Source organism: Microbacterium testaceum StLB037 (assembly GCF_900104345.1).
Classification (GTDB): Bacteria; Actinomycetota; Actinomycetes; order Actinomycetales; family Microbacteriaceae; genus Microbacterium; species Microbacterium testaceum_A.
The window spans coordinates 149307-174096 of the sequence record NZ_FNJN01000003.1 but is presented as its reverse complement, the minus strand read 5'-3'; the positions used below and the strand labels follow the sequence as shown (position 1 = coordinate 174096).

The 24790-nt window shown below is 69.6% G+C and carries 21 protein-coding genes and 1 tRNA gene; 21 read left to right on the top strand and 1 reads right to left on the bottom strand.

Annotated elements, in window-relative coordinates:
- The first annotated feature begins 70 nt into the window (after positions 1 to 70).
- The 16 genes from rpe to BLS25_RS06975 all read left to right on the top strand — a co-directional run bounded on the left by rpe (position 71) and on the right by BLS25_RS06975 (position 16333).
- Entirely contained in the window at positions 71 to 742 is a 672-nt protein-coding gene (rpe, locus tag BLS25_RS07050) for a ribulose-phosphate 3-epimerase (protein WP_074694926.1), read from the top strand.
- A gap of 44 nt (positions 743 to 786) precedes the next feature.
- On the top strand, positions 787 to 1050 hold the full coding sequence (locus BLS25_RS07045) for a phosphoribosyl-ATP diphosphatase (protein ID WP_056231808.1): 264 nt from the start codon (positions 787 to 789) through the stop codon (positions 1048 to 1050).
- 46 nt (positions 1051 to 1096) lie between these two features.
- Positions 1097 to 1939 (top strand): ATP phosphoribosyltransferase, encoded by an 843-nt coding sequence (hisG, locus tag BLS25_RS07040; RefSeq protein ID WP_056231810.1) that lies wholly within the window; start codon positions 1097 to 1099, stop codon positions 1937 to 1939.
- Positions 1939 to 2703 carry an imidazole glycerol phosphate synthase subunit HisF gene (gene hisF, locus BLS25_RS07035; protein ID WP_074694925.1) on the top strand — a complete coding sequence of 255 codons (765 nt, stop codon included), beginning with the start codon at positions 1939 to 1941 and terminating at the stop codon, positions 2701 to 2703. Before hisG ends, hisF begins: the two co-directional genes overlap by 1 nt.
- Positions 2700 to 3038, top strand: a complete 339-nt coding sequence (gene hisI, locus BLS25_RS07030) for a phosphoribosyl-AMP cyclohydrolase (RefSeq protein WP_056231816.1) — start codon at positions 2700 to 2702, stop codon at positions 3036 to 3038. The genes hisF and hisI overlap by 4 nt, the downstream gene beginning before the upstream one ends.
- A complete protein-coding gene (locus tag BLS25_RS07025) occupies positions 3038 to 3625 on the top strand; it encodes a Trp biosynthesis-associated membrane protein (protein ID WP_074694924.1) in 588 nt (195 codons plus the stop codon). Before hisI ends, BLS25_RS07025 begins: the two co-directional genes overlap by 1 nt.
- 104 nt (positions 3626 to 3729) lie before the next feature.
- Entirely contained in the window at positions 3730 to 3960 is a 231-nt protein-coding gene (locus BLS25_RS07020) for a DUF6704 family protein (protein ID WP_056231824.1), read from the top strand.
- The gene (trpC, locus tag BLS25_RS07015; RefSeq protein ID WP_056231827.1) at positions 3960 to 4739 is read left to right on the top strand and encodes an indole-3-glycerol phosphate synthase TrpC; all 780 of its coding nucleotides are present in this window, start codon (positions 3960 to 3962) and stop codon (positions 4737 to 4739) included. The genes BLS25_RS07020 and trpC overlap by 1 nt, the downstream gene beginning before the upstream one ends.
- The gene (gene trpB, locus BLS25_RS07010; protein ID WP_074694923.1) at positions 4736 to 6079 is read left to right on the top strand and encodes a tryptophan synthase subunit beta; all 1344 of its coding nucleotides are present in this window, start codon (positions 4736 to 4738) and stop codon (positions 6077 to 6079) included. The genes trpC and trpB overlap by 4 nt, the downstream gene beginning before the upstream one ends.
- Positions 6076 to 6867: a tryptophan synthase subunit alpha gene (gene trpA / locus BLS25_RS07005; protein ID WP_056231833.1), complete on the top strand. Its 792-nt coding sequence runs from the start codon at positions 6076 to 6078 to the stop codon at positions 6865 to 6867. The genes trpB and trpA overlap by 4 nt, the downstream gene beginning before the upstream one ends.
- Before the next feature lie 10 nt (positions 6868 to 6877).
- Complete coding sequence (lgt, locus tag BLS25_RS07000) at positions 6878 to 7882, top strand: prolipoprotein diacylglyceryl transferase (protein WP_056231837.1); 1005 nt, start codon at positions 6878 to 6880, stop codon at positions 7880 to 7882.
- A gap of 52 nt (positions 7883 to 7934) precedes the next feature.
- Positions 7935 to 12512, top strand: a complete 4578-nt coding sequence (gene gltB / locus BLS25_RS06995) for a glutamate synthase large subunit (RefSeq protein ID WP_074694922.1) — start codon at positions 7935 to 7937, stop codon at positions 12510 to 12512.
- Positions 12505 to 13971, top strand: coding sequence for a glutamate synthase subunit beta (locus tag BLS25_RS06990; RefSeq protein ID WP_074694921.1), 1467 nt, complete (start codon positions 12505 to 12507; stop codon positions 13969 to 13971). The genes gltB and BLS25_RS06990 overlap by 8 nt, the downstream gene beginning before the upstream one ends.
- Before the next feature lie 54 nt (positions 13972 to 14025).
- The gene (pyk, locus tag BLS25_RS06985; protein ID WP_056231846.1) at positions 14026 to 15471 is read left to right on the top strand and encodes a pyruvate kinase; all 1446 of its coding nucleotides are present in this window, start codon (positions 14026 to 14028) and stop codon (positions 15469 to 15471) included.
- Positions 15472 to 15560: 89 nt separating this feature from the next.
- Positions 15561 to 15641, top strand: a tRNA-Leu gene (locus BLS25_RS06980).
- A 71-nt stretch (positions 15642 to 15712) separates the two neighbouring features.
- Positions 15713 to 16333, top strand: a complete 621-nt coding sequence (locus BLS25_RS06975) for an ANTAR domain-containing response regulator (protein WP_056231849.1) — start codon at positions 15713 to 15715, stop codon at positions 16331 to 16333.
- Positions 16334 to 16406: 73 nt separating this feature from the next.
- On the opposite strand, the gene BLS25_RS06970 is transcribed toward BLS25_RS06975, so the two are convergent.
- Complete coding sequence (locus BLS25_RS06970) at positions 16407 to 16838, bottom strand: hotdog fold thioesterase (RefSeq protein ID WP_074695156.1); 432 nt, start codon at positions 16836 to 16838, stop codon at positions 16407 to 16409.
- Positions 16839 to 16901: 63 nt separating this feature from the next.
- Between BLS25_RS06970 and polA the strand changes: the two genes are divergently transcribed.
- The 5 genes from polA to BLS25_RS06945 all read left to right on the top strand — a co-directional run bounded on the left by polA (position 16902) and on the right by BLS25_RS06945 (position 24668).
- Positions 16902 to 19538: a DNA polymerase I gene (polA, locus tag BLS25_RS06965; RefSeq protein WP_074694920.1), complete on the top strand. Its 2637-nt coding sequence runs from the start codon at positions 16902 to 16904 to the stop codon at positions 19536 to 19538.
- A 158-nt stretch (positions 19539 to 19696) separates the two neighbouring features.
- Complete coding sequence (locus BLS25_RS06960; protein ID WP_074694919.1) at positions 19697 to 21373, top strand: DUF885 domain-containing protein; 1677 nt, start codon at positions 19697 to 19699, stop codon at positions 21371 to 21373.
- 98 nt (positions 21374 to 21471) lie between these two features.
- Positions 21472 to 22542 carry an LLM class flavin-dependent oxidoreductase gene (locus BLS25_RS06955; protein WP_074694918.1) on the top strand — a complete coding sequence of 357 codons (1071 nt, stop codon included), beginning with the start codon at positions 21472 to 21474 and terminating at the stop codon, positions 22540 to 22542.
- Positions 22539 to 23873 (top strand): MFS transporter, encoded by a 1335-nt coding sequence (locus BLS25_RS06950; protein ID WP_074694917.1) that lies wholly within the window; start codon positions 22539 to 22541, stop codon positions 23871 to 23873. Before BLS25_RS06955 ends, BLS25_RS06950 begins: the two co-directional genes overlap by 4 nt.
- A gap of 30 nt (positions 23874 to 23903) precedes the next feature.
- Complete coding sequence (locus BLS25_RS06945) at positions 23904 to 24668, top strand: SGNH/GDSL hydrolase family protein (RefSeq protein ID WP_056231864.1); 765 nt, start codon at positions 23904 to 23906, stop codon at positions 24666 to 24668.
- The last annotated feature ends 122 nt before the right edge of the window (positions 24669 to 24790 follow it).

The window sequence follows — 24790 nt, the reverse complement described above, 5'->3', positions numbered from 1 at the left end:
CCAGCTCTCAGCGACACTTTCTGACCCCTCACGCGATCGGCGCAGGCGACCCGGCGCCCATAATGGTCGGGTGCCTACCGACGCCCCGCGCATCAACCCGAGCATCCTCGCCGCCGACTTCGTGAACATGGAGGCCGAGCTCGCGCGCATCGCCGGCTCCGACTTCGTGCACGTCGACGTGATGGACAACCACTTCGTGCCGAACCTCACGTTCGGACCGCAGATGGTGGGCCGCATCCAAGAGACCAGCCCCGTGCCGCTCGACGTGCACCTCATGATCGACGACCCCGACCGGTGGGCTCCGGCGTACGCCGAGCTGGGTGCGGCATCGGTCACCTTCCACCTCGAGGCCGCGGCCTCACCCGTGGCGCTCGCCCGGCAGCTGCGTTCGATCGGCGCCCGCGCCGGGGTGGCCGTCAAGCCTGGGACGCCGGTCGAGAACCTCTTCGATTCACTGAACGAGTTCGACCAGATCCTCGTCATGACCGTCGAGCCGGGCTTCGGGGGGCAGTCGTTCATGCCCGAGACCATGCCGAAGCTCCGCTCGCTCGCCGACGAGGCGAAGCGCCGGGGATCGAGCGTCTGGCTCCAGGTCGACGGCGGCATCGGCGAATCGACGATCGCCCAGGCCGCCGAGGCCGGGGCCGACACGTTCGTCGCGGGGTCCGCGGTGTTCGGCGCCGACGACCCCGACCGTGCGATCCAGTCGCTGCGCGCCTCGGCCGCCCGCCACCGCCACTGAGCCCGCGGACAGCCCCACCCCCGCCGACCCGATACCCTGGAACCGTGAAAACTTTCGACGACCTGTTCGCGGAACTCAGCGCCAAGGCCGTCGAGCGACCCGCCGGCTCCGGCACCGTCGCTCAGCTGGATGCCGGCGTGCACGCCATCGGCAAGAAGATCGTCGAAGAGGCCGCCGAGGTGTGGATGGCCGCCGAGTACGAGTCCGACGAGGCCGCGGCCGAAGAGATCTCGCAGCTGCTCTACCACCTGCAGACGCTCATGCTCGCGAAGGGCCTGTCGCTCCAGGACGTCTACCGACATCTCTGAGCCGCGCTCGCCCTCCCCACGCTCACACAACACGAAAGCCCCCGTCATGCTGCGAATCGCCGTGCCGAACAAGGGGTCGCTCGCCGAGACCGCCGCCGAGATGCTCTCGGAGGCCGGGTATACCGGACGTCGCGACTCGAAAGACCTGTACACCGTCGACCCCGTGAACGAGGTCGAGTTCTTCTACCTCCGTCCGCGTGACATCGCGACCTACGTCGGCTCGGGCGCGCTCGACGTCGGCATCACCGGCCGCGACCTGCTGCTCGACGCCCGCATGCCCGGCGCCCGCGAGGTCGAGTCACTCGGCTTCGCCGGTTCCACGTTCCGCTTCGCCGGTCGACCCGGTCGCTTCACCGACATCGCCGACCTCGAGGGTCTGCGCGTCGCGACCGCCTACCCGGGCCTGGTCGACGCCTTCCTCGACGAGCGCGGCATCGCCGTCGACATCGTTCCCCTCGACGGGGCGGTCGAATCGGCCGTGCAGCTCGGAGTGGCGGATGCCGTGGCCGACGTCGTCTCGACCGGAACCACGCTGCGCCAGGCCGGTCTCGAGATCTTCGGGCCGGTGCTGCTCGAGTCCGACGCCGTGCTGATCGCCGGTCCCCAGGAGGCCGAGGGCACCGAGACGCTGCTGCGCCGCCTGCGCGGCGTGCTCGCCGCCCGCACCTACGTGCTGATCGATTACGACCTGCCCGCTCACCTGATCGAGCAGGCCGTCGCCGTGGCCCCGGGCCTGGAGTCGCCGACGATCTCGCCACTCCGCGACCCCGAATGGGTGGCCGTGCGGGTCATGAGCCCGCGCCGCGACGTCAACCAGGTCATGGACGCCCTCTACGCGATCGGCGCGCGAGCGATCCTCGTCACCGAGATCCTCGCCGCGAGGCTCTGATGACCCTCGCGCGTCGCGTCATCCCCTGCCTCGACGTCGCCGCGGGCCGCGTCGTCAAGGGCGTCAACTTCCTCGACCTGCGCGACATGGGCGATCCGGTCGAGCTCGCGAAGCTCTACTTCGAGCAGGGGGCCGACGAGGTCACCTTCCTCGACGTGACGGCGACGGTCGACGAGCGCTCCACGACCTACGACGTCGTGCGCCGCACGGCCGAGCAGGTCTTCATCCCGCTCACCGTCGGCGGGGGAGTGCGCTCGAGCGACGACGTCGCGCGCCTGCTCGCGGTCGGTGCCGACAAGATCGGCGTCAACTCGGCCGCGATCGCACGGCCTGCCCTGATCGACGAGATCGCCGACCGCTTCGGCGCGCAGGTGATCGTGCTCTCGCTCGACGTCAAGCGGGCGGCATCCACCCCCTCGGGCTTCGTCGTGACCACTCACGGCGGCCGCACCGAGACGACCCTGGACGCCCTCGAATGGGCGCGCGAAGCGGTCGAGCGCGGAGCCGGCGAACTGCTGGTCAACTCGATCGACGCCGACGGCACGAAGCACGGCTTCGACCTCGAGCTCGTGCGCCTCATGCGCCAGGTCGCCGCGGTCCCCGTGATCGCCTCGGGCGGGGCGGGCGCTCTCGAACACTTCGCCCCGGCCGTGCAGGCCGGCGCCGACGCCGTGCTCGCGGCATCCGTGTTCCACTCCGGCCAGCTCACCGTGGGACAGGTCAAAGACGCCATGGCCGCCGAAGGGATCGAGGTGCGCCGATGAGCGTCGACCGTGTGAAGTACGACGCCGACGGTCTCGTGGCCGCGGTCATCCAGCAGTTCGACTCGCGCGAGGTGCTGATGGTCGGGTGGATGGATGCCGAGGCCCTCAACCGCACGCTCACCACGGGCCGCGTGACGTTCTGGTCACGTTCGCGTCAGGAGTACTGGCGCAAGGGCGACACCTCGGGCCACATCCAGCTGGTCAAGGGCGCGCGCCTGGACTGCGACGGCGACACCCTGCTGATCGAGGTCGACCAGATCGGCGCCGCGTGCCACACGGGCGATCACACCTGCTTCGACGCCGACGACCTGCACCCGGTCGTGGGGGAGCGCTGATGCGTCGCGCGCGTTCCTCGGCGGTCCTCGCAATGCTCCTCGCCGGAGCGATCGGGGTCATCGCCTCGACGCAGACGTGGATCGACGTCACCCTCGACGACGGCGCGCAGCAGACGCTGGCCGTCCCGGGCGCCGAGGCGCTTCCGGTGCTCACTCCGCTGAGCCTTGCGGCCCTGGCCCTGGGCGCCGCCCTCTCGATCGTCGGTCCGGTGCTGCGCTACGTCTTCGGCGCGCTGGGGGTGCTCATCGCGGCGTTCGTGGGCTTTGGGACCGTTCAGATCCTGTTCTCGACTCCCGTCTCGGCGACGGCGGCGACCGTCACCGACGCGACGGGCATCTCGGGAACGGATGCCGTGGCCTCGCTCGTCTCGGGCCTGTCCCTGACCCCGTGGCCGACGGTGACGCTCATCGCTCAGGTCGTGCTGTTCGCGGCAGCCCTCTTCACTCTCGTCACCGCTCGCCGTTGGGCCTCCGGGGCGAGCCGCAAGTACCGCACGGCCGAAGAGGCGCGCACCGCCACGGGGCGCCCGCACGACGCGATCGACTCGTGGGACGACCTCTCGCGCGGCGACGACCCCACCGCCTGAGCGAACCTCGCGACATCGAGACGTCGGCGCCGGGAGCGCACCCCCGCTTCGGTAGACTGAACGGACGCTTTCCCCCGCGCTCGCGCGCGACTGTAAGGAGCCCCATGAGCAACCCCATCGGCGACCCCGGCCACGGACACTCGCCCGCCGCCTGGACGGCCGTGATCATCATGCTCGTCGCGTTCACGCTCGGCACGCTGTTCTTCTGGCTCGACATGCCCGTCATGGTGTGGGCCTCGGTGGGTCTGCTCGTCGTCGGCGCCATCGTCGGCTGGGCCATGACCAAGGCCGGCTACGGCGCGAACGGCGCGAAGTCCAACCCGAAGGCCCACTGATGGCGCTGGCCGATCTCACGGCCGGAGCGGTTGAGGACGCCGAGGAGCGCGCGCAGTCGCGACCCCTCGCCGAGGTCGAACGCGATGCTCTCGCGCAGACGCCGGCGCGCGACGCGCTGGCGATGCTCGCCCCCGGCGACCGCGTGAAGATCATCGCCGAGGTGAAGCGCGCGAGCCCGTCTCGCGGAGACCTCGCGGCGATCCCCGACCCCGCCCGTCAGGCGCGCCTGTACGAAGAGGGCGGTGCGTCCGCGATCTCCGTGCTCACCGAGCGCCGCAAGTTCAAGGGCAGCCTCGCCGATCTCGAAGCCGTTCGTTCGGCCGTGAGCGTCCCGGTGCTGCGCAAGGACTTCATCGCGACGCCCTACCAGGTGCTCGAGGCCCGCGCCTCGGGGGCAGACCTCGTGCTGCTGATCGTCGCGGCCCTCGACCAGAAGACGCTCACCGAGCTCTACGGTCTCGTCACCGACCTGGGCATGACCGCCCTCGTCGAGACGCACTCGGCCGACGAGCTCGAGCGTGCGTCGCAGCTGGGCGCGAAGCTCATCGGCGTGAACGCCCGCAACCTCTCGACCTTCGAGCTCGACCGCGACCTGTTCGGTTCGCTGGTCGAGCGTTTCCCCGCGGATGCCGTGAAGATCGCCGAATCGGCCGTCCTCGCCCCCGCCGATGTGGCGCACTACCGCGCGGCGGGTGCCGACGTCGTGCTCGTGGGCGAGGCCCTCGTCACCGGCGACCCCGTCGCCACGCTCCGCGCGTTCCTCCAGGAGACGTCATGACCACCGCTCCCACCCAGAACCTGCGCGATCAGAAGGGGCCGTTCTTCGGCGACTTCGGCGGGCGTTTCATGCCCGAATCGCTCATCGCCGCGATCGACGAGCTCACCGCGGTCTACGAGTCGGCAATGGCCGACCCCGCGTTCCACACCGAGCTGCGCGCGCTGCTGCACGACTACGCGGGCCGCCCCTCGGTGCTCACCGAGGTGCCGCGCTTCGCCGAGCACGCCGGAGGCGCGCGCGTCTTCCTCAAGCGCGAAGACCTCAACCACACCGGCTCGCACAAGATCAACAACGTGCTGGGCCAGGCGCTGCTGACCAAGCGCCTCGGCAAGACGCGCGTGATCGCCGAGACCGGTGCCGGTCAGCACGGCGTCGCCACCGCGACCGCCGCGGCCCTGTTCGGCCTCGAGTGCGTCGTCTACATGGGCGAGGTCGACACCGAGCGTCAGGCCCTCAACGTGGCCCGCATGCGCCTCCTCGGCGCCGAGGTGATCGCCGTCACGACCGGCTCGCGCACTCTGAAGGACGCGATCAACGAGGCCTACCGCGACTGGGTCGCCTCGGTCGAGACGACCAACTACATCTTCGGCACCGCCGCGGGCCCGCACCCGTTCCCGGCGATGGTGCGCGACTTCCAGAAGATCATCGGCGAAGAGACGCGCGCCGAGTTCCTCGAGCGCCTCGGCCGCCTCCCCGACGCCGTGTTCGCGTGCGTCGGCGGCGGCTCCAACGCGATCGGCATGTTCGACGCGTTCCTCGACGACGAGGGCGTGGCCCTCTACGGCGTCGAGGCGGCCGGCGACGGCGTCGACACCCCCAAGCACGCGGCCTCGATCGAGCGGGGTCGCCCCGGCGTCCTGCACGGCGCGCGCACCTACGTGCTGCAGGACGAAGACGGCCAGACCACCGAGTCGCACTCGATCTCGGCCGGCCTCGATTACCCCGGCGTCGGTCCCGAGCACGCGTGGCTCGCCGACATCGGCCGCGCGCAGTACATCCCGGCCACCGACGACGAGGCGATGCAGGCCCTGCGTCTGCTCTCGCGCACCGAGGGCATCATCCCGGCGATCGAGTCGGCCCACGCCCTCGCCGGAGCCCTGCGCATCGGTCGCGAGTTGGGTCCGGATGCCGTGATCGCCATCAACCTCTCCGGTCGCGGCGACAAGGACATGGACACCGCAGCGCGCTACTTCGACCTCTACGACGCCGAACACGCGCCGGAGGGCCCCGAGGGCGCCCCGCAGACGCGAGCGGCCGAGACCGTGGCATCCGCCCCCGGCTCGCCCGTCGACGTGACCCCGGCTCCGGACGCGGCCAGCGGCGCGGGAGTCGAGCTGTGACCTCTCGCGTCTCGGCGGCCATCGAGGCTGCCCACGCCGAGGGCCGCGGCGCCTTCGTCGGCTACCTCCCCGCCGGTTTCCCCGACGTCGCCACGAGCATCGAGGCGGCCGTCGCGCTGGCCGAGGCCGGAGCCGACGTCATCGAGCTCGGCCCGCCCTACAGCGACCCGGTGATGGACGGCCTGGTCATCCAAGAGGCGACGCAGACGGCGCTCGCGAACGGGTTCCGCATGCGCGACCTGTTCACGATCATCCGCGAGGTCACCGCGCGCACCGACGTGCCGATCCTCGTCATGACGTACTGGAACCTCGTCGAGCAGTACGGCGTCGACCGATACGCCGACGAGCTCGTCGCCGCGGGCGGTGCGGGCCTCATCACGCCCGATGTGACCCCGGATGCCGCGGCCCAGTGGATCGAGACGAGCACGCGCACCGGCCTCGACCGGGTGTTCCTCGCCGCCCCCACCTCGTCGGACGAGCGGTTGAAGATGATCGTCGAGGCCTCCACAGGCTTCGTGTACACCGTCTCGACCATGGGCATCACGGGGGAGCGCGCCTCTCTCGACGCCGCCGCGCGAAGCCTGGTCGAGCGCCTGCGCTCGTTCGGCGCCGAACACGCGTGCGTGGGCATCGGCATCTCGAACGCCGAGCAGGTGGCCGGAGTCGCGGAGTACGCCGACGGAGCGATCGTGGGGACGGCACTGGTCAAGGCGCTCCGCGACGGTGGCGTCGACGGCCTGTCGACCCTCGCGCGGGAGCTGTCTGCGGGCACCGCGCAGCGCGCCTAGACTCGAACCCATGACGTTCGCCCTCTCGAGCGCCGCCTCCGGCGTGCTCGCCAGCATCCCGAGCCCGACCATCTCGTACGTCGACCTCGGTCCGCTCCGCATCCACTTCTATGCCCTGTGCATCGTCGCGGGCATCATCGTCGCGATCTTCCTGACGAACGCCCGCCTGACACGTCGCGGCGCCGAGAAGTGGGTCGTCATCGACATCTGCCTGCTGGCCGTGCCGCTCGCGATCATCGTGGCGCGCATCTACCACGTCGCCACGCACGCGGGCTTCTATTTCGGCCCCGGCTCGAACCCCTGGAACATCACCCAGCCCGGCTCGGTCTGGGCGATCTGGGAGGGCGGCATCGCCATCTACGGTGCCCTCATCGGCGGCGCGATCGGCGCCGTCCTCGGGTGCAAGTGGACCGGCATCCGCTTCTGGACCTTCGCCGACGCGCTGGCGCCCGGCCTCATCATCGCCCAGGCCATGGGGCGCTTCGGCAACTGGTTCAACCAGGAGCTCTTCGGTCAGCCCACCGACCTGCCGTGGGGCCTCGAGATCGCTGCGGGAAACCCCGCCATTCCGGTCGGCCTGCCCGCCGGCACGCTCTTCCACCCCACCTTCGCGTACGAGGTCATCTGGAACCTCCTTGGTGCCGCTGTCATCCTGTACGTCGGCACGCGCTTCACCCTGCAGTGGGGCAAGCAGTTCGCGATCTACCTCGTCTGGTACTCCGCCGGTCGCATCGTGTGGGAGTCGATCCGCGTCGACCCGAGCGACATCATCCTGGGGCTGCGCACGAACGTGTGGGCCGCCATCTTCGGCGTGATCCTCGGCATCGTGATCTTCATCGTGCAGTCGCGCCGTCACCACGGCTACGAGCCCTCGCCGTACGTGCCGGGGCGCGAGTCGAAGGCTTCGGGGGCTGTAGACTCAGGCGACCCCTCTGACTTCGTCGACGTGAGCGAGCCGCCCGCGACGAGCGACACCGTCGGCACCAGCGCCACAAGCAGCCCCGCCACGAACTAACACTCTGGGCCGACGTCGTCCCATTCGAAGCATCAACGTGAGGACGGTTGATATGGCTTCCAGCCTGCGTTCCGACACCGTCGGAGGCGCATTCCCCGCCCGCCAGGGAATGTACGACCCGTCGTTCGAGAAAGACGCCTGTGGCCTCGCCATGGTCGCCACTCTCCGCGGCGAAGCCGGACACGACATCATCGATCTGGCGCTGACAGCGCTGCGCAACCTCGAGCACCGCGGTGCCATCGGGTCCGACGCGGGCACCGGTGACGGCGCCGGCATCCTGACCCAGATGCCCGACGCCTTCCTGCGTGCCGTCGTCGACTTCGACCTGCCGCCGGTCGGGGAGTACGCCGCGGGAATGATCTTCCTGCCGCTCGGTCACGACGAGCGTGCCGCGATGAAGGCGGGGATCGAAGAGATCGCGCGTCACGAGAACCTCGAGGTCCTCGGCTGGCGCGAGGTGCCGGTCGAGCCCGAGAACCTGGGCAAGCTGGCCTTCGAGGCGCGTCCCGCCTTCGAGCAGCTCTTCGTGTCGCGCCCGGCCACCGGCGACGAGCCGGCGCTGTCCGGCATCGCTCTCGACCGCCGCGTGTACCGCCTGCGCAAGCGTGCCCGTCACGAACTCGAGGCGTACTTCGTGTCGCTGTCGAGCCGGACGCTCGGCTACAAGGGCATGGTCACGACGCTGCAGCTCGAGCCGTTCTACCCCGACCTGCAGGACGAGCGCTTCGCCTCGGAGCTCGCGGTCGTGCACTCGCGCTACTCGACCAACACCTTCCCGTCGTGGCCGCTCGCGCAGCCGCTGCGCATGCTGGCGCACAACGGCGAGATCAACACGGTCAAGGGCAACCGCAACTGGATGCGCGCGCGACAGTCGCAGCTCGAATCCGAGCTGATCGGCGACGTCCGCCCGCTGCTTCCGATCTGCACCGAGGGCGCCAGCGACTCGGCATCCTTCGACGAGGTCCTCGAACTGCTGACCCTCACGGGCCGCAGCCTGCCTCACGCGATCATGATGATGGTCCCCGAGGCGTACGAGAAGCAGGCGACGATCGACCCCGCCCTGCGCGCCTTCTACGACTTCCACTCCATGCAGATGGAGCCGTGGGACGGCCCCGCCGCCCTGATCTTCACTGACGGCACGCTGGTCGGCGCGACCCTCGACCGCAACGGGCTCCGCCCGGGCCGCTGGACCGAAACCACCGACGGCCTCGTCGTCATCGGCTCCGAGACGGGCGTCCTCGACTTCGCGCCCGAGCGCATCAAGCGCCGCGGCCGCCTGCAGCCCGGTCGCATGTTCCTCGTCGACACGGCCCAGCGCCGCATCGTCGAGGACGAGGAGATCAAGTCCGACCTCGCCGCGCTCCACCCCTGGGGCGAGTGGGTCGACAAGGGCCGCGTCAAGCTCAGCGAGCTCCCCGAGCGCGAGCACATCGTGCACCCGATCGCCTCGATCACCCGGCGCCAGCGCACCTTCGGCTACACCGAAGAAGAGGTGCGCATGCTGCTCACGCCCATGGGCCAGGGCGGCACCGAACCGCTCGGCGCCATGGGCAGCGACGCACCCGTCGCCGTGCTCAGCGACCGTCCGCGCCTGCTCTTCGACTACTTCTCGCAGCAGTTCGCGCAGGTCACCAACCCGCCGCTCGACTCGATCCGCGAAGAGGTCGTCACCTCGCTCTCGCTGGGCCTCGGCCCCGAGCGCAACCTCCTCGATTGGGGCCCCGAGCACACCCGCACGGTGACGCTCGACTTCCCCGTCATCGACAACGACGAGCTCGCGAAGATCCAGCACATCGACACCGCCCTGCCCGGGCGCTCGTCGGTGACGATCCGCGGCCTGTACCGCGTCGAGGCCGGGCACAAGGGCCTGCAGAAGCGCCTCACGCAGATGTGCACCGAGGTCGACCAGGCCATCGAGGACGGCGCCGAGTTCATCGTGCTCAGCGACCGCGACTCGAACAAGGACCTGGCTCCCATCCCGTCGCTGCTCATGCTCGCGGCCGTGCACCACCACCTCATCCGCAAAGAGACCCGCATGAAGGTCGGTCTCGTGGTCGAGGCCGGCGATGTGCGCGAGGTGCACCACGTGGCGACCCTCATCGGTTACGGCGCCTCGGCGGTCAACCCGTACCTGGCGATGGAGACCGTCGAGTACCTCGTGCGCGCCGGCTTCATCACCAACATCACGCCCGAGAAGGCCGTCAAGAACCTGATCTACGCGCTCGGCAAGGGCGTGCTGAAGATCATGTCGAAGATGGGCATCTCGACCGTGTCGTCGTACGCCGGCGCCCAGGTGTTCGAGGCCGTGGGCCTGTCGCGCGACTTCATCGACGCGTACTTCACCGGCACCGAGACCAAGCTCGGCGGTGTGGGCCTCGACGTCATCGCGGCCGAGAACGCCGCGCGCCACGAGTACGCCTACCCGCAAGATGCAGCGGCCCGTGCGCACGAGCGCCTGTGGACCGGCGGCGAGTACCAGTGGCGCCGCGACGGTGCCCCGCACCTGTTCAACCCCGACACGGTGTTCCGCCTCCAGCACGCCACGCGCGAGCGTCGGTACGACATCTTCCGCGAGTACACGCAGCTGATCGACGACCAGGCGCATGAGCTGAAGACCCTCCGCGGTCTCTTCGGACTGCGCACGGGAACGCGACCCGCCGTCCCGATCGATGAGGTCGAGCCCGTCTCGGCGATCGTCAAGCGCTTCTCCACCGGTGCGATGAGCTACGGCTCGATCTCGAAAGAGGCGCACGAGGTGCTCGCCGTCGCGATGAACCGCATCGGCGGCAAGTCCAACACCGGTGAGGGCGGAGAAGACGTCGACCGTCTGCTCGACCCCGAGCGTCGCAGTGCCATCAAGCAGGTGGCATCCGGTCGCTTCGGGGTGACGAGCCTGTACCTGACCAAGGCCGACGACATCCAGATCAAGCTCGCGCAGGGCGCCAAGCCCGGCGAAGGCGGTCAGCTGCCGCCGACCAAGGTGTACCCGTGGGTGGCGCGCACGCGGCACGCGACCGCGGGTGTCGGGCTCATCTCGCCGCCGCCGCACCACGACATCTACTCGATCGAAGACCTCAAGCAGCTCATCTTCGACCTCAAGCGCGCCAACCCCTCGGCCCGCATCCACACCAAGCTGGTCAGCCAGTCGGGTATCGGTGCGGTCGCCGCGGGTGTCGCCAAGGCGCTCAGCGACGTCATCCTGGTCTCGGGCCAGGACGGCGGCACGGGTGCGAGCCCGATGAACTCGCTCAAGCACGCCGGCACCCCGTGGGAGCTGGGCCTGGCCGAGACGCAGCAGACGCTCATGCTCAACGGCATGCGCGACCGCGTGGTCGTGCAGGTCGACGGTCAGATGAAGACCGGTCGCGACGTCATCATCGGCGCACTCCTGGGTGCCGAGGAGTTCGGCTTCGCCACCGCTCCGCTCGTGGTCTCGGGCTGCATCATGATGCGCGTGTGCCACCTCGACACCTGCCCCGTGGGCGTCGCGACGCAGAACCCCGTGCTGCGTGAGCGCTTCACCGGCAAGGCCGAGTACGTCATCAACTTCATGGAGTTCATCGCGCAAGAGGTGCGCGAGTACCTCGCCGCCCTCGGCTACCGCTCGATCGACGAGATCGTCGGACGCGCGGAGCTGCTCGATGCCAACGAGGCGATCCAGCACTGGAAGGCCCGGGGCCTCAACCTCGCGCCCATCCTCGAAGGACCCCGCTTCGCCGAGGACGAGCCGCGCCGCCACGGGCGCAACCAGGATCACGAGCTCGAGGACCACTTCGACGTGCAGCTCATCGAGCGCGCGCAGGACGTCATCGCGCACGGGGGTCAGCTCACGATCGAGCTCCCGATCCGCAACACCGCGCGCGCCGTGGGGACCATGCTCGGCCACCACGTCACCAAGGCGCGGGGCGAGCACGGTCTGCCCGAGAACTCGATCGACGTGCGTCTGACCGGCTCGGCCGGGCAGTCGTTCGGCGCGTTCATGCCGGCCGGCATCACGCTGCGCCTCGAGGGCGACTCCAACGACTACGTCGGCAAGGGCCTATCGGGCGGCACGATCATCGTGCGTCCGCCGCGCGGCTCGAGCTTCGCGGCGTCCGAGAACGTCATCGCCGGAAACGTCATCGGCTACGGCGCCACGCAGGGGCAGATGTTCCTCAACGGCGTCGTGGGCGAGCGCTTCCTGGTGCGCAACTCCGGAGCGACGGCGGTCGTCGAGGGCGTGGGAGACCACGCGCTCGAGTACATGACCGGTGGTCTCGCCGTGATCCTCGGCGCCACGGGCCGCAACCTCGGCGCCGGCATGTCGGGCGGCCAGGCCTACGTCTACAAGCTCGACCGCGATCTCGTGAACCGCGAGGCCATGGCATCCGGTGAGCTCGAACTCGGTGCCCTCGGATCGGGGGATGCCGAGATCCTCCGCGACCTGCTCGAAAAGCACGTCGCAGAGACCGATTCCACCCTCGCCCGTCGTCTGCTGGACGACTTCGAGACCGAGGTGGACAACTTCGTCCGGGTGCTGCCGCGCGACTACGCCGCCGTGCTGCAGACCCGCCAGGAGGCGGTCACCGAGGGGCTCGACCCCGACGGCGACGTCGTCTGGAAGCGCATTCTGGAGGTGACGGGTGGCTGACCCGAAGGGCTTTCTCAAGGTCACGGAGCGCGAGCTCCCCAAGCGCCGGCCGGTGCCGGTGCGGATCATGGACTGGAAAGAGGTGTACGAGCCGGGTGATTCGGCCGTCATCAAGCGCCAGGCCGGTCGCTGCATGGACTGCGGCATCCCGTTCTGCCACAAGGGCTGCCCGCTCGGGAACCTGATCCCCGAGTGGAACGACCTCACGTGGCGCGGCGAGGGCCGCGCGGCCATCGAGCGCCTGCACGCGACGAACAACTTCCCGGAGTTCACCGGTCGTCTGTGCCCCGCGCCCTGCGAGAGCTCGTGCGTGCTCGGCATCAACCAGCCGGCCGTCACGATCAAGCAGGTCGAGGTCTCGATCATCGACGAGGCGTTCGGCAACGGTTGGGTCGAGCCCGAGCCGCCCGAGCGCCTGACCGGCAAGACCGTCGCCGTCGTGGGCTCCGGCCCCGCCGGCCTCGCCGCCGCCCAGCAGCTCACGCGCGCCGGCCACACGGTCGCGGTCTTCGAGCGCGACGACCGCATCGGCGGGCTGCTGCGCTACGGCATCCCCGACTTCAAGATGGAGAAGCGCCACCTCGAGCTGCGCCTGCGGCAGATGCAGGCCGAGGGCACGCGCTTCCGCGCCGGCGTCGAGATCGGCAAGGACGTCTCGTGGGGCGACCTCCGGGCGCGCTACGACGCCGTCGTGGTGGCCACCGGTTCGACGGTGCCGCGCGACCTCGCCATCCCCGGCCGCGACCTCGACGGCGTGCACTACGCCATGGAGTACCTCATCGAGGGCAACAAGGCCGTGGCCGGCGACCAGGTGCCGCACCAGATCACCGCCGAGGGCAAGCACGTCGTCGTCATCGGTGGTGGCGACACCGGAGCCGACTGCATCGGCACCGCCCACCGCCAGGGTGCGCTGAGCGTCACCAACCTCGCGATCGGCAAGCAGCCCCCGTCGGAGCGTCCGGCCGAGCAGCCGTGGCCGATGATGCCGAACCTGTTCGAGATGGCATCCGCTCACGAGGAGGGCGGGGAGCGCACGTTCCTCGCCTCGACCGTGGAGTTCCTCGGCAACGCCGCGGGAGAGGTGCGAGCGCTGCGCGTCGCCGAGACCGAGTACGTCGACGGCCGCCGCGTCCCCAAGAGCGGCACCGAGCGCGAGATCCCGGCCGACCTGGTCCTCATCGCGATGGGCTTCACCGGCCCTGAGCGCGAGCACCTCGAGAGCCAGCTCGGCACGCAGTTCACGAACCGCGGAAACGTGGAGCGCGACGCGACCTACGCCACCACCACCCCGGGGGTGTTCGTCGCCGGAGATGCCGGTCGCGGACAGTCCCTCATCGTGTGGGCCATCGCCGAAGGCCGCGCGGCCGCCGCCGAGGTCGACACGTTCCTCATGGGCGAGACGGTGCTGCCCGCGCCGGTGCGCCCGACCGATGTCGCCATCGGCCTCCTGCCCGCCTAAGCTGGCAAGGGCCGATCGGCCACTTCCCGAAAATTTCACGGAGCTTGAAACCGGATGAGACGCGCCAAGATCGTCGCAACACTCGGGCCCGCCACGTCGTCGTATGAGATGGTTCGCGCCATCATCGACGCCGGTGTGGATGTCGCCCGCCTCAACCTGAGCCACGGAGATTACTCCGTGCACGACGCCAACTTCGCCAACGTGCGCAAGGCGGCAGAAGACGCCGGACGCCCGGTCGCGGCCCTCGTCGACCTGCAGGGCCCGAAGATCCGCCTCGGCAAGTTCGAGAACGGTCCCCACGACCTGCTGCCCGGTGACATCTTCAAGATCACCATCGAGGACATCCTCGGCACCAAAGAGATCGTCGGCACGACCTTCAAGGGCCTGCCCCAGGACGTGCGCCCCGGCGACTTCCTGCTCATCGACGACGGCAAGGTCCGTGTCGAGGTCGTCGAGACCGACGGCACCGTCGTGACCACCAAGGTCATCGTCGGCGGCCCGGTCTCGAACAACAAGGGCATCAACCTGCCCGGCGTGGCCGTGAACGTCCCCGCACTGAGCGAGAAGGACGAGGCGGACCTCCGCTGGGGCCTGAACGCCGGCGCCGACCTCATCGCCCTGTCGTTCGTCCGCGATGCCAAGGACATCGAGCGCGTGCACGAGATCATGGCTGAAGAGGGGCGCTACGTGCCCGTCATCGCGAAGATCGAGAAGCCGCAGGCGGTCGACAATCTCGAGGAGATCATCGACGCCTTCGACGGCATCATGGTCGCCCGCGGTGACCTCGGTGTCGAGCTGCCCCTCGAGGCCGTCCCGATCGTGCAGAAGCGCGCGGTCGAGCTCGCCCGCCGCATGGCCAAGCCCGTCATCGTCGCGACGCAGATGCTCGAGTCGATGATCAACAGCCCGGTCCCCACGCGCGCCGAGACCAGCGACGTCGCCAACGCCGTCCTCGACGGTGCGGACGCGGTTATGCTCTCGGGCGAGACCAGCGTCGGCGACTACCCGGTCGTGGTCGTCGAGACCATGGCGCGCATCGTCGCGTCCACCGAGGAGCACGGTCTCGAGCGCATCGCGCCGCTGACCAACAAGCCCCGCACGCAGGGTGGCGCCATCACGCTCGCCGCTGTCGAGGTGGCCGACTTCGTCGAGGCGAAGTTCCTCTGCGTGTTCACCGAGTCGGGTGACTCGGCGCGCCGCATGTCGCGTCTGCGTTCGACCATCCCGATGATCGCCTTCACGCCCGAGCCCGGCATCCGCCGTCGCCTCGCGCTGACGTGGGGCGTGCGCTCCACGCTGGTGGAGCACGTGTCGCACACCGACAAGATGTTCCTGCAGGTCGACGACTACCTGCTCTCGCACAAGCTGGCCGAGGTGGGGGACAAGGTCGTCGTGATCTCCGGTTCCCCTCCCGGAATCGCGGGCTCGACGAACGACCTGCGCGTCCACCGCGTGGGCGACGCCGTGCACGGCGCAGCGCCCGTCTACAAAGAGGTCTGAGCCTCGATGACGCGCGCCGGGTCCGCCCGGCGCGCGTCTTCGTGTTCCCACCCCGGTCTCGCCGCCGGTAAGTTGGGAGGGCAACACCTGCCGGTGTGGCGGAATGGCAGACGCGGGGCACTCAAAATGCTCTGTCGAAAGACGTGTGGGTTCGAGTCCCACCACCGGTACCCGTGACAGCACCCGAGTGATGGGGGCTGCGATCCGGGGCTTCTGGCCCCCGCAGACTTAGGATGGTTCCGTGACTGATCAAGAAGCCGTTCCGGCCAGCGCTCCGGCCGCTCCCCGACGCGTCGTCGTCGCGGAAGACGAGTCGCTCATCCGCCTCGACATCGTCGAGATCCTCCGCGACAACGGCTTCGACGTCGTCGGCGAGGCCGGCGACGGAGAGACCGCCGTCCAGCTCGCGACAGAGCTGCGCCCCGATCTGGTGATCATGGACGTCAAGATGCCGCAGCTCGACGGTATCAGCGCCGCCGAGAAGCTCAGCAAGAACCACATCGCCCCGGTCGTGCTGCTCACCGCCTTCAGCCAGAAGGAGCTCGTCGAGCGGGCCAGCGAGGCCGGCGCTCTGGCGTACGTGGTCAAGCCCTTCACCCCGAACGACCTGCTCCCCGCGATCGAGATCGCCCTCGCCCGCTACGAGCAGATCATCACGCTCGAGGCCGAGGTCGCCGACATGGTCGAGCGCTTCGAGACCCGCAAGCTCGTCGACCGGGCCAAGGGCCTTCTCAACGAGAAGATGGGTCTGAGCGAGCCCGAGGCCTTCCGCTGGATCCAGAAGGCGTCGATGGACCGCCGCCTCACCATGCAGGACGTCGCCAAGGCGATCATCGAGCAGCTGGCCCCCAAGAAGGGCTGAGCGAGACCTCTTCGAGAATGGATGCCACTGAGGTGGCATCCATTTCTCGTTTCCGCCGTGAGATTCGGGGCGGTCAGCGTCCGGGGACGTCCTTGATCATGTTCGTGATCCGGATGGTCGAGCACCGACGACCCTGTTCGTCGGACACCGCGATCTCGTGCACCGTGAGCGAACGGCCCAGGTGGATCGGGGTGCACACACCCGTAACGATGCCCGACGTGGCCGAGCGGGTGTGCGTGGCGTTGATGTCGATGCCGACCGCGAGCTTGCCCGACCCCGCGTAAAGGTTCGCCGCCATCGAGCCCAGCGACTCGCCGAGGACGACGTACGCACCGCCGTGAAGCAGGCCGACCGGCTGCGTGTTGCCCTCGACCGGCATGGTCGCGACGCTGCGCTCCACCGAGAACTCGACCCACTCGATGCCCATCTTCTCGGCGAGGGCGCCCATGCCGCGCTCCTTCGCCCAGTCGAGGCCGGGGGACGTGTCGGGAGTCGTGGAGGTCATCATCGCCTTCGTCGATCGGGCCGGGGCCGGGGGAGTGTCCGTGGTTCTCGTTACGCTGGAGGGGTGACGGATGCCGAAAAGCCTACTCTCCTCGTCGTCGACGGCCATTCGCTGGCGTATCGGGCGTTCTACGCCCTGCCGGTCGACAACTTCTCGACCAAGGACGGCCAGCACACCAACGGCATCTACGGGTTCCTGTCGATGTTCGTGAACCTCGTGAAGGCCGAGAAACCCACGCATCTCGCCGTGGCGTTCGACACCTCGCGGCAGTCGTTCCGGACCCGCGAGTACGCCGAGTACAAGGCCAACCGCAGCGAGTCGCCCGCCGAGTTCAAGGGGCAGATTCCGCTGCTGCAGGACTGCCTGCGCGCGATGGGCGTACCGGTGCTGGCGAAAGAGGACTTCGAGGCCGACGACATCCTCGCCACGCTCGCGACGCAGGGCGAGCAGCAGGGCTTCGAGGTGCTCGTCTGCTCGGGAGATCGCGACACCATCCAGCTCGTCACCGATGACGTCACGCTGCTCTACCCGAACGTCCAGGGCGTCTCGCAGCTCAAGCGCTACGACACCGCAGCCGTGATCGAGAAGTACGGCCTGCCGCCCGCGCAGTATCCCGAGATCGCCGCTCTCGTGGGCGAGACCAGCGACAACCTGCCCGGCGTGCCGAAGGTGGGAGAGAAGACCGCGGTCAAGTGGCTCACCCAGTGGGGCTCCCTCGATGCGCTGCTCGACAACGCCGACAAGATCACCGGCGTGGTGGGCGGCAACCTCCGCGAGCACATCGACGGCGTGCGCCGCAACCGCGCACTCAACCGCCTGCTGCGCGACGTCAAACTGCCCGTCGGCCCCGGCGACCTCAAGATGCACCCGCTCGATGCGCAAGCGGTTCGCGACATCTTCGCGCGCCTGGAGTTCCGCACCCTGCTGCCGCGCGTTTTCGACGCCCTCGGCGGTGACGCGGGCATCGTCGAAGAGCAGCGCCCCACCGCGACCGCTCCGACACCCTCGCGGCTCGACGCCACGGCCCTCGCCGCATGGACGGCCGCAGCAACCGGCGAGGTCGGGGTCACCGTCACACTGGCCGGCGGCGCGCCCACCGCGATCGGACTCGCCTCGGGCGACGCCGCGGTCGAGGCCGAGTGGTCGTCGGCGGTGCGCGACGCGCTGGCCGAGTGGCTGGCATCCGACGCTCCCAAGGTCTTCGCCGATGCGAAGCCGCAGATCAAGGCGCTCGCTCGCGAGGGTGTGGCCGTCGGCGGCGTGGCGTTCGACGTGATCCTCGCCGGGTGGCTCGTGCGCCCGAGCTTCCCCGACAAGACGCTCGGCGATCTCGTGGAGCGCATGCTCGACGAGAAGCTGCCGGTCGCCGATCCGACCCAGTTGGTTCCCGAGACCGAGGGCGCGACCCCGAGCCAGCTGTCGTGGTTCACGCGCCGCGTCGCCGAGGCGCAGCGCGCCGATATGCCCGAGTCGGTCGCGAGCGTGCTCGACGACATCGAGCTGCCGACCCTCACCGCCCTGGCCGACATGGAGCTCGCGGGTGTCGCGGTGTCGCACGAGAAGCTCTCGAGCTTCTCGGCCGAGCTCGGGGCCCGCGCCGACGCCCTCGCCCGCGACGCCTACGCCGCGATCGGACACGAGGTGAATCTCGGTTCGCCCAAGCAGCTGCAGGAGGTCCTGTTCGACGAGCTGCAGCTGCCGAAGACCCGCAAGACCAAGAGCGGATACACGACGGATGCCGCGGCCCTCGCCGACCTGCAAGAGAGTGCCGATCACCCGTTCCTCGACCTGCTGCTGCGCCACCGCGAGGCCACGAAGCTGAAGCAGATCATCGACGCGCTCGACACGGCCACGGGTGCCGACGGTCGCATCCACACCACCTACGTGCAGACCGGCAGCCAGACGGGGCGTCTGTCGAGCACCGACCCGAACCTGCAGAACATCCCCATCCGCACCGAAGAGAGCCGTCGCATCCGCGCGGCGTTCGTGGTGGGCGAGGGCTACGAGACGCTCCTGACCGCCGACTACTCGCAGATCGAGATGCGCATCATGGCGCACCTGTCGGGCGACCCCGGGCTCATCGAGGCCTTCAACTCGGGTGAAGACCTGCACCGCTTCGTCGGCGCACGCGTCTTCGGCGTCGAGCCCGCCGAGGTCACCCCGGCCATGCGCACAAAGGTCAAGGCGATGTCGTACGGCCTGGTCTACGGCCTGTCGGCGTTCGGCCTGTCGAAGCAGTTGCGCATCGAGCAGTCCGAGGCCAAGAAGCTCATGCTCGAGTACTTCGCCCGCTTCGGCGCGGTGCGCGACTACCTGCGCGGCTCGGTCGAGCAGGCCCGCCAGGACGGCTACACCGAGACGATCTTCGGTCGGCGCCGGCCGTTCCCCGACCTCACGAGCATGAACCGCGTGCTGCGCGAGAACGCCGAGCGCGCCGCCCTCAACGCGCCGATTCAGGGCAGCGCCGCCGACATCATGAAGGTCGCACTGTTCCACATCCAGCGCGATCTCGCCGACGCCGAGCTGCGCTCGCGCGTGCTGCTGCAGATCCACGATGAGCTCGTCGTCGAGGTCGCGGCAGGGGAGTGGGATGACGTCGAGAAGATCGTGCGCGCGCGCATGGCCGACGCCGCCGACCTCTCGGTTCCGCTCGACGTGCAGATCGGCCGCGGCGGCGACTGGGACGAGGCCGGGCACTAGCACCCGCGTCGCCGCGCCCCGACACGAAGCCCGGGGCGCGGCATCCCGAACCGCCGATGCCGCGGGTCATGGTTGCTCACAGTCGCGCCGGGGCACGGCATCCCGAACCACCCGAAGGGGGGCGTGCGCGGGCGCCGCGCCTTCCCTAGGCTCGGAGGATGACTGAGGCACAACGCACCCCCACGCCGATCGACACGATCGCGGACGCGTGGGTCGACACCCTGGCGGAGAAGGACCCGACGCTCGCGACCTACATCGGCCGTTTCGAGCACAACGGGCGCTTCGGCGACTACGGCCCCGAGGGCGCCGACGCCCTCGTGTCGGAGGCGCGCTCGACGAAGTCCGCACTCGAGGCGGCCGAAGCGACCGACGCGATCGACACCGTCACCAAGATGGACCTGGTGCGCGAGCTCGACCTCAAGATCGAGCAGCACGAGGCGAAGACGAACCTGCGCGACCTGAACGTCATCGCGTCTCCCGCGCAGGACATCCGCTCGACGTTCGACCTCATGCCCACCGCGACGGTCGACGACTGGTCCACGATCTCCGACCGCATGAAGGCCCTACCTGCTGCCATCGACGGGTACGTCGCGACGTTGCGCCAGGGCATCGCCGAGGGGGTGGTGCCCGCGCGCCGTCAGGTGAGCGAGGTCGTGACGCAGATCGCGCGCTACACCTCCGACACGGGCTTCTTCGCCGAGTTCGTCGGAGACGCCGCCCCCGAGGAGGGGCAGCTCCCCGCCTCGCTCGCCCGGGACCTCGCCGAGAACTCCAACGCGGCACGGGTCGCCTACGACGGTCTGGCGTCGTTCCTGTCGAAGGAGCTCGCACCGGCAGCGGGCGAGGTCGACGCGGTCGGCCGCGAGGTGTACGCCCTGCAGTCGCGGCACTTCCTCGGCGCCGAGGTCGACCTCGACGAGACGTACGAGTGGGGTGTCGAAGAACTCGCCCGCATGGTCGCCGAGCAGGAGGCCATCGCGAACGAGATCCTGCCGGGCTCCACGGTCGAAGAGGCCGTGGCGTTCCTCGAGAGGGACGAGTCGCGCAAGCTCCGCGGCACCAAGGCCCTGCAGGAGTGGATGCAGCGCACGAGCGACAAGGCCGTCGAAGAGCTCGGCCGCACGCACTTCGACATCGCCGAGCCGATCCGCCACCTCGAATGCATGATCGCCCCGACGAACGAGGGCGGCATCTATTACACCGGCCCCACCGACGACTTCTCGCGCCCCGGCCGCATGTGGTGGTCGGTGCCCGAGGGCGTCGACACCTTCGACACCTGGCGCGAGCTGACCACGGTCTACCACGAGGGCGTTCCGGGCCACCACCTGCAGATCGCCCAGGCCGTGCACAACCGCGCCGAGCTCAACTCGTGGCGCCGCCTGCTGGCCGGCACGAGCGGGCACGCCGAGGGCTGGGCACTGTACGCCGAGCGCCTGATGGAGCAGCTCGGCTACCTCGACGACCCGGCCGACCGCCTGGGTATGCTCGACGGTCAGCGCATGCGCGCCGCTCGCGTGGTGCTCGACATCGGCGTGCACCTGCAGAAGCCCCGCCTCGACGGCACCGGCACGTGGGACCACGACTACGCGCTCGCGTTCATGCTGAAGAACGTCAACATGAGCGAGGAGTTCGTGCGCTTCGAGGTCAACCGCTACCTCGGCTGGCCGGGACAGGCCCCGTCGTACAAGGTGGGCCAGCGCATCTGGGAGCAGGTGCGCGACGAGGAGCAGCAGCGCCGCGGCCCCGACTTCTCGATGAAGCAGTTCCACACGCGGGCGCTCGACATCGGCGGCGTGGGTCTCGACACGCTGCGCGCGGCTCTGGCCTCCGCCTGATCTCCCCGAGGGGCGTCGCTTCGGCGGCGCCCCTCGGCGATGCGGGGGAATACTCCGCCGTCGCGTAAAGTTCATTCATCCGAATGCAAGGAGATCCCATGGACGCCCGCCCCCTCGAGCTCGGACTCGACACCTTCGGAGACATCTCGCGCGGCCCCGACGGGTCGCTGCTGTCGGACGCGCAGACCATCCGCAACGTCGTCGACCAGGCGGTGCTCGCCGACCAGGTGGGCCTGTCGTTCTTCGGAGTGGGGGAGCACCACCGCAAGGACTTCGCCGTCACCAGCCCCGAGATCGTGCTGGCCGCCGCGGCCGCCCGCACGAACAACATCCACCTCGGAACCGCGGTGACCGTCCTGTCGAGCGACGACCCGGTGCGCGTGTACGAGCGTTTCGCGACGCTGGATGCCGTCTCGAACGGCCGCGCCGAGGTCATCCTCGGGCGCGGGTCGTTCATCGAGTCGTTCCCGCTGTTCGGCTACGACCTCGCCGACTACGAGCAGCTGTTCGAGGAGAAGCTCGAGCTGTTCTCGCACCTGCTCACCGAGAAGCCCGTCACCTGGTCGGGCCGCACGCGCGCCGCGCTGCAAAATGCCAATGTGTACCCCAAGACCGAGACAGGCCTGACCGCCTGGGTCGGGGTCGGCGGTTCTCCCGAGTCGGTGGTGCGCACGGCCCGCTACGGCTACGGTCTGGTCCTCGCGATCATCGGCGGGTCCGCCGCTCGGTTCCGCCCGCACGCCGACCTCTACCGTCGGTCGCTGCAGGAACTCGGCAAGCCGCAGATGCCCATCTCGGTGCACTCGCCCGGCCACGTCGCCGAGACCGACGAGCAGGCCTGGGACGAGGCGTTCGAGGGCGTCGCCGAGCTGAACAACACGATCGGACGCGAGCGCGGCTGGCCCGAGTACAACCGCATGCGGTTCCAGCACGATGTCGGACCCGAGGGCTCGATGTACGTCGGCTCGCCCGAGACGGTCGCCCGGAAGATCGCCGCGACCGTGCGGGCGCTGGGCAACTCCCGCTTCCAGATGAAGATCGCGAGCGGGTCGATCTCGCACGACCGCTTGATGTCGAGCATCGAGCTGTACGGCACGCGCGTGTGCCCCCTCGTCGAGGAGATGCTCGCCGAAACCTCCACGCCGGTCGACGCTCCCGGCATCCGGTGACCACGACCACCGACACCATCCGGGTGTCCGAACGCCTCGACGCTCTGCCGTTCACCCGCCGCCACGGGCGGATCCTCGGCGGATCGGGCCTGGGGTGGGCTCTGGATGCCATGGACGTCGGCCTCATCTCGTTCGTCATCGCCGCTCTCAGCGTGCAGTGGCAGCTGGCGCCGACCGAGGCGTCGTGGATCGCGTCGGCGGGCTTCGCCGGTATGGCGATCGGAGCGAGCGTGGGCGGGCTGCTGGCCGACCGGTTCGGGCGCCGTCACGTCTTCGCGCTGACGCTGCTGGTGTACGGCGTGGCCACCGGGGCGAGCGCGCTGGTGGGTGGTCTCGCAGCCCTGCTCGTCCTGCGCTTCGTCGTGGGTCTCGGGCTCGGGGCGGAGTTGCCGGTGGCATCGACCTACGTCAGCGAGTTCGCGCCCGCCCGCATGCGGGGTCGACTCATCGTGTTCCTCGAGGCGTTCTGGGCCGTCGGATGGACGGCCGCGGCGCTCATCGGCTACCTCGTGGTGCCGTCGTCCGCCGATGGCTGGCGATGGGCCTTCGCCCTCGGCGCCATTCCCGCCGTCTACGCGCTCATCGTGCGGTGGGGTCTTCCCGAGTCGCCGCGGTGGCTGGCGTCTCGCGGCCGCAACGCCGAGGCGATCGTCATCGTGCGCGATCTCGAGGCCGCAGCCGGTCGGATCGCGCTCGAAGCGTCGACGGAGGGAGTCTCGGCATCCGCTCCCGCCGACCGTCCCCGGGTCCGGGCCCTGTGGGCACCGGCACTGCGGGCGCGCACGGCGAGCCTGTGGGTGCTGTGGTTCTGCCTGAACTTCTCGTACTACGGGGCGTTCATCTGGATTCCGACCATCCTCGTCGCGCAGGGCTACGACCTCGTGCGCTCGTTCGGTTTCACGCTCATCATCACGCTCGCGCAACTGCCCGGGTACGCCGTCGCCGCGTGGCTCATCGAGGCCTGGGGCCGGCGCGCGACCCTCGCGACCTTCCTCGCCGGTTCCGCCGTCGCCGCGGTGCTGTTCGGTACGGCGACCGGAGAGGTGGCGGTCATCGCCGCCGGCATGGCCCTGTCGTTCTTCAATCTCGGCGCGTGGGGCGCCCTGTACGCCGCGACCCCCGAGACCTACCCGACCGCGCTGCGCGCGACGGGGTCGGGCTGGGCCGCGGGCGTCGGACGCATCGCCTCGATCCTGGCGCCCCTCGCCGTGCCGCCGCTGCTCGGCGTCGGGGGAGCGCCGCTGCTGTTCGTGGTGTTCGCGGCGTTCTTCGCCGTGGCCGTGGTCGCGGCACTGTTCCTGCGCGAGCAGCGCGGGAGATCCCTGACCTAGCCCCTCTGCGCGCCCGCGTAGGCTCGTGTCATGGCATCCGTCCGCTACGTCGCGATCGGCGACTCGTTCACCGAAGGCGTCGGCGATGAGTTGCCCGACGGCACCGTCCGAGGGTGGGCCGACCTGGCCGCACAGGGATGGGCGGATGCCGCGGGGGAGCCCATCGAATACGCGAACCTCGCGATCCGCGGCAAGCTCATCGAGCCCATCGTCGCTCAACAACTCGAGCCGGCGCTGGCGCTCAAGCCGACGCACCTGTCGTTCAACGGCGGCGGCAACGACATGCTGCGTCCGCGCACGGGCATCGACCGCATCGTCGACCTGTTCGACCACGTCGTGCGCCGGTGCGACGAAGAGGGGGTGCGTCTGATCGTGCTCTCGGGGGCGAACCCGTCGGCGGGGCTCCCGCTCGGCAAGCTCATCGAGGCGCGCGGCGACCGCCTGTCGCACGCCGTCGAGAAGCGTCTCGAAGCGCGCCCCGACGTGCTCACCGCCTACAACTGGTTCGACCGCGAGCTGGCGGGCGGGGAGTTCTGGTCCGTCGACCGGCTGCACATGAACGCGCGCGGCCACCACCGCGTCGCCGCCCGGGTGATCGAGTCGGTCGGGCTCACACCGCCCGCCGAGTGGTGGCATCTGCGCGAGATCCCCGAGACCGAGCGGCTGAAGGGCACCGCCTACTACCGCGAGCACGTGGCACCGTGGGTGCGTCGCCGGCTCACCGGCACCTCGTCGGGCGACAACCGTCAGGCGAAGTTCGGCGGCGGCTGGGTGGAACTCACGCCGGGAGGCTGAGGGCGGTCGGAGCGACGCGGGTCGGGGACGTACCCGGCCGCGTGGACCATGGCCGATCTCTCGGCTTTCCCTTCTGGTCTCGGATTCCCCCCGACGGACACAGCTCTGTGAGACTGCTCGTT

Bases quoted from the DNA above. Each gene is read 5' to 3' on its own strand.
- hisG (WP_056231810.1), top strand. From the start codon at position 1,097: ATGCTGCGAATCGCCGTGCCGAACAAGGGGTCGCTCGCCGAGACCGCC.
- hisF (WP_074694925.1), top strand. From the start codon at position 1,939: ATGACCCTCGCGCGTCGCGTCATCCCCTGCCTCGACGTCGCCGCGGGC.
- hisI (WP_056231816.1), top strand. From the start codon at position 2,700: ATGAGCGTCGACCGTGTGAAGTACGACGCCGACGGTCTCGTGGCCGCG.
- BLS25_RS07025 (WP_074694924.1), top strand. From the start codon at position 3,038: ATGCGTCGCGCGCGTTCCTCGGCGGTCCTCGCAATGCTCCTCGCCGGA.
- BLS25_RS07020 (WP_056231824.1), top strand. From the start codon at position 3,730: ATGAGCAACCCCATCGGCGACCCCGGCCACGGACACTCGCCCGCCGCC.
- trpC (WP_056231827.1), top strand. From the start codon at position 3,960: ATGGCGCTGGCCGATCTCACGGCCGGAGCGGTTGAGGACGCCGAGGAG.
- trpB (WP_074694923.1), top strand. From the start codon at position 4,736: ATGACCACCGCTCCCACCCAGAACCTGCGCGATCAGAAGGGGCCGTTC.
- lgt (WP_056231837.1), top strand. From the start codon at position 6,878: ATGACGTTCGCCCTCTCGAGCGCCGCCTCCGGCGTGCTCGCCAGCATC.
- gltB (WP_074694922.1), top strand. From the start codon at position 7,935: ATGGCTTCCAGCCTGCGTTCCGACACCGTCGGAGGCGCATTCCCCGCC.
- pyk (WP_056231846.1), top strand. From the start codon at position 14,026: ATGAGACGCGCCAAGATCGTCGCAACACTCGGGCCCGCCACGTCGTCG.
- BLS25_RS06970 (WP_074695156.1), bottom strand. From the start codon at position 16,838: ATGACCTCCACGACTCCCGACACGTCCCCCGGCCTCGACTGGGCGAAG.
- BLS25_RS06960 (WP_074694919.1), top strand. From the start codon at position 19,697: ATGACTGAGGCACAACGCACCCCCACGCCGATCGACACGATCGCGGAC.
- BLS25_RS06955 (WP_074694918.1), top strand. From the start codon at position 21,472: ATGGACGCCCGCCCCCTCGAGCTCGGACTCGACACCTTCGGAGACATC.
- BLS25_RS06945 (WP_056231864.1), top strand. From the start codon at position 23,904: ATGGCATCCGTCCGCTACGTCGCGATCGGCGACTCGTTCACCGAAGGC.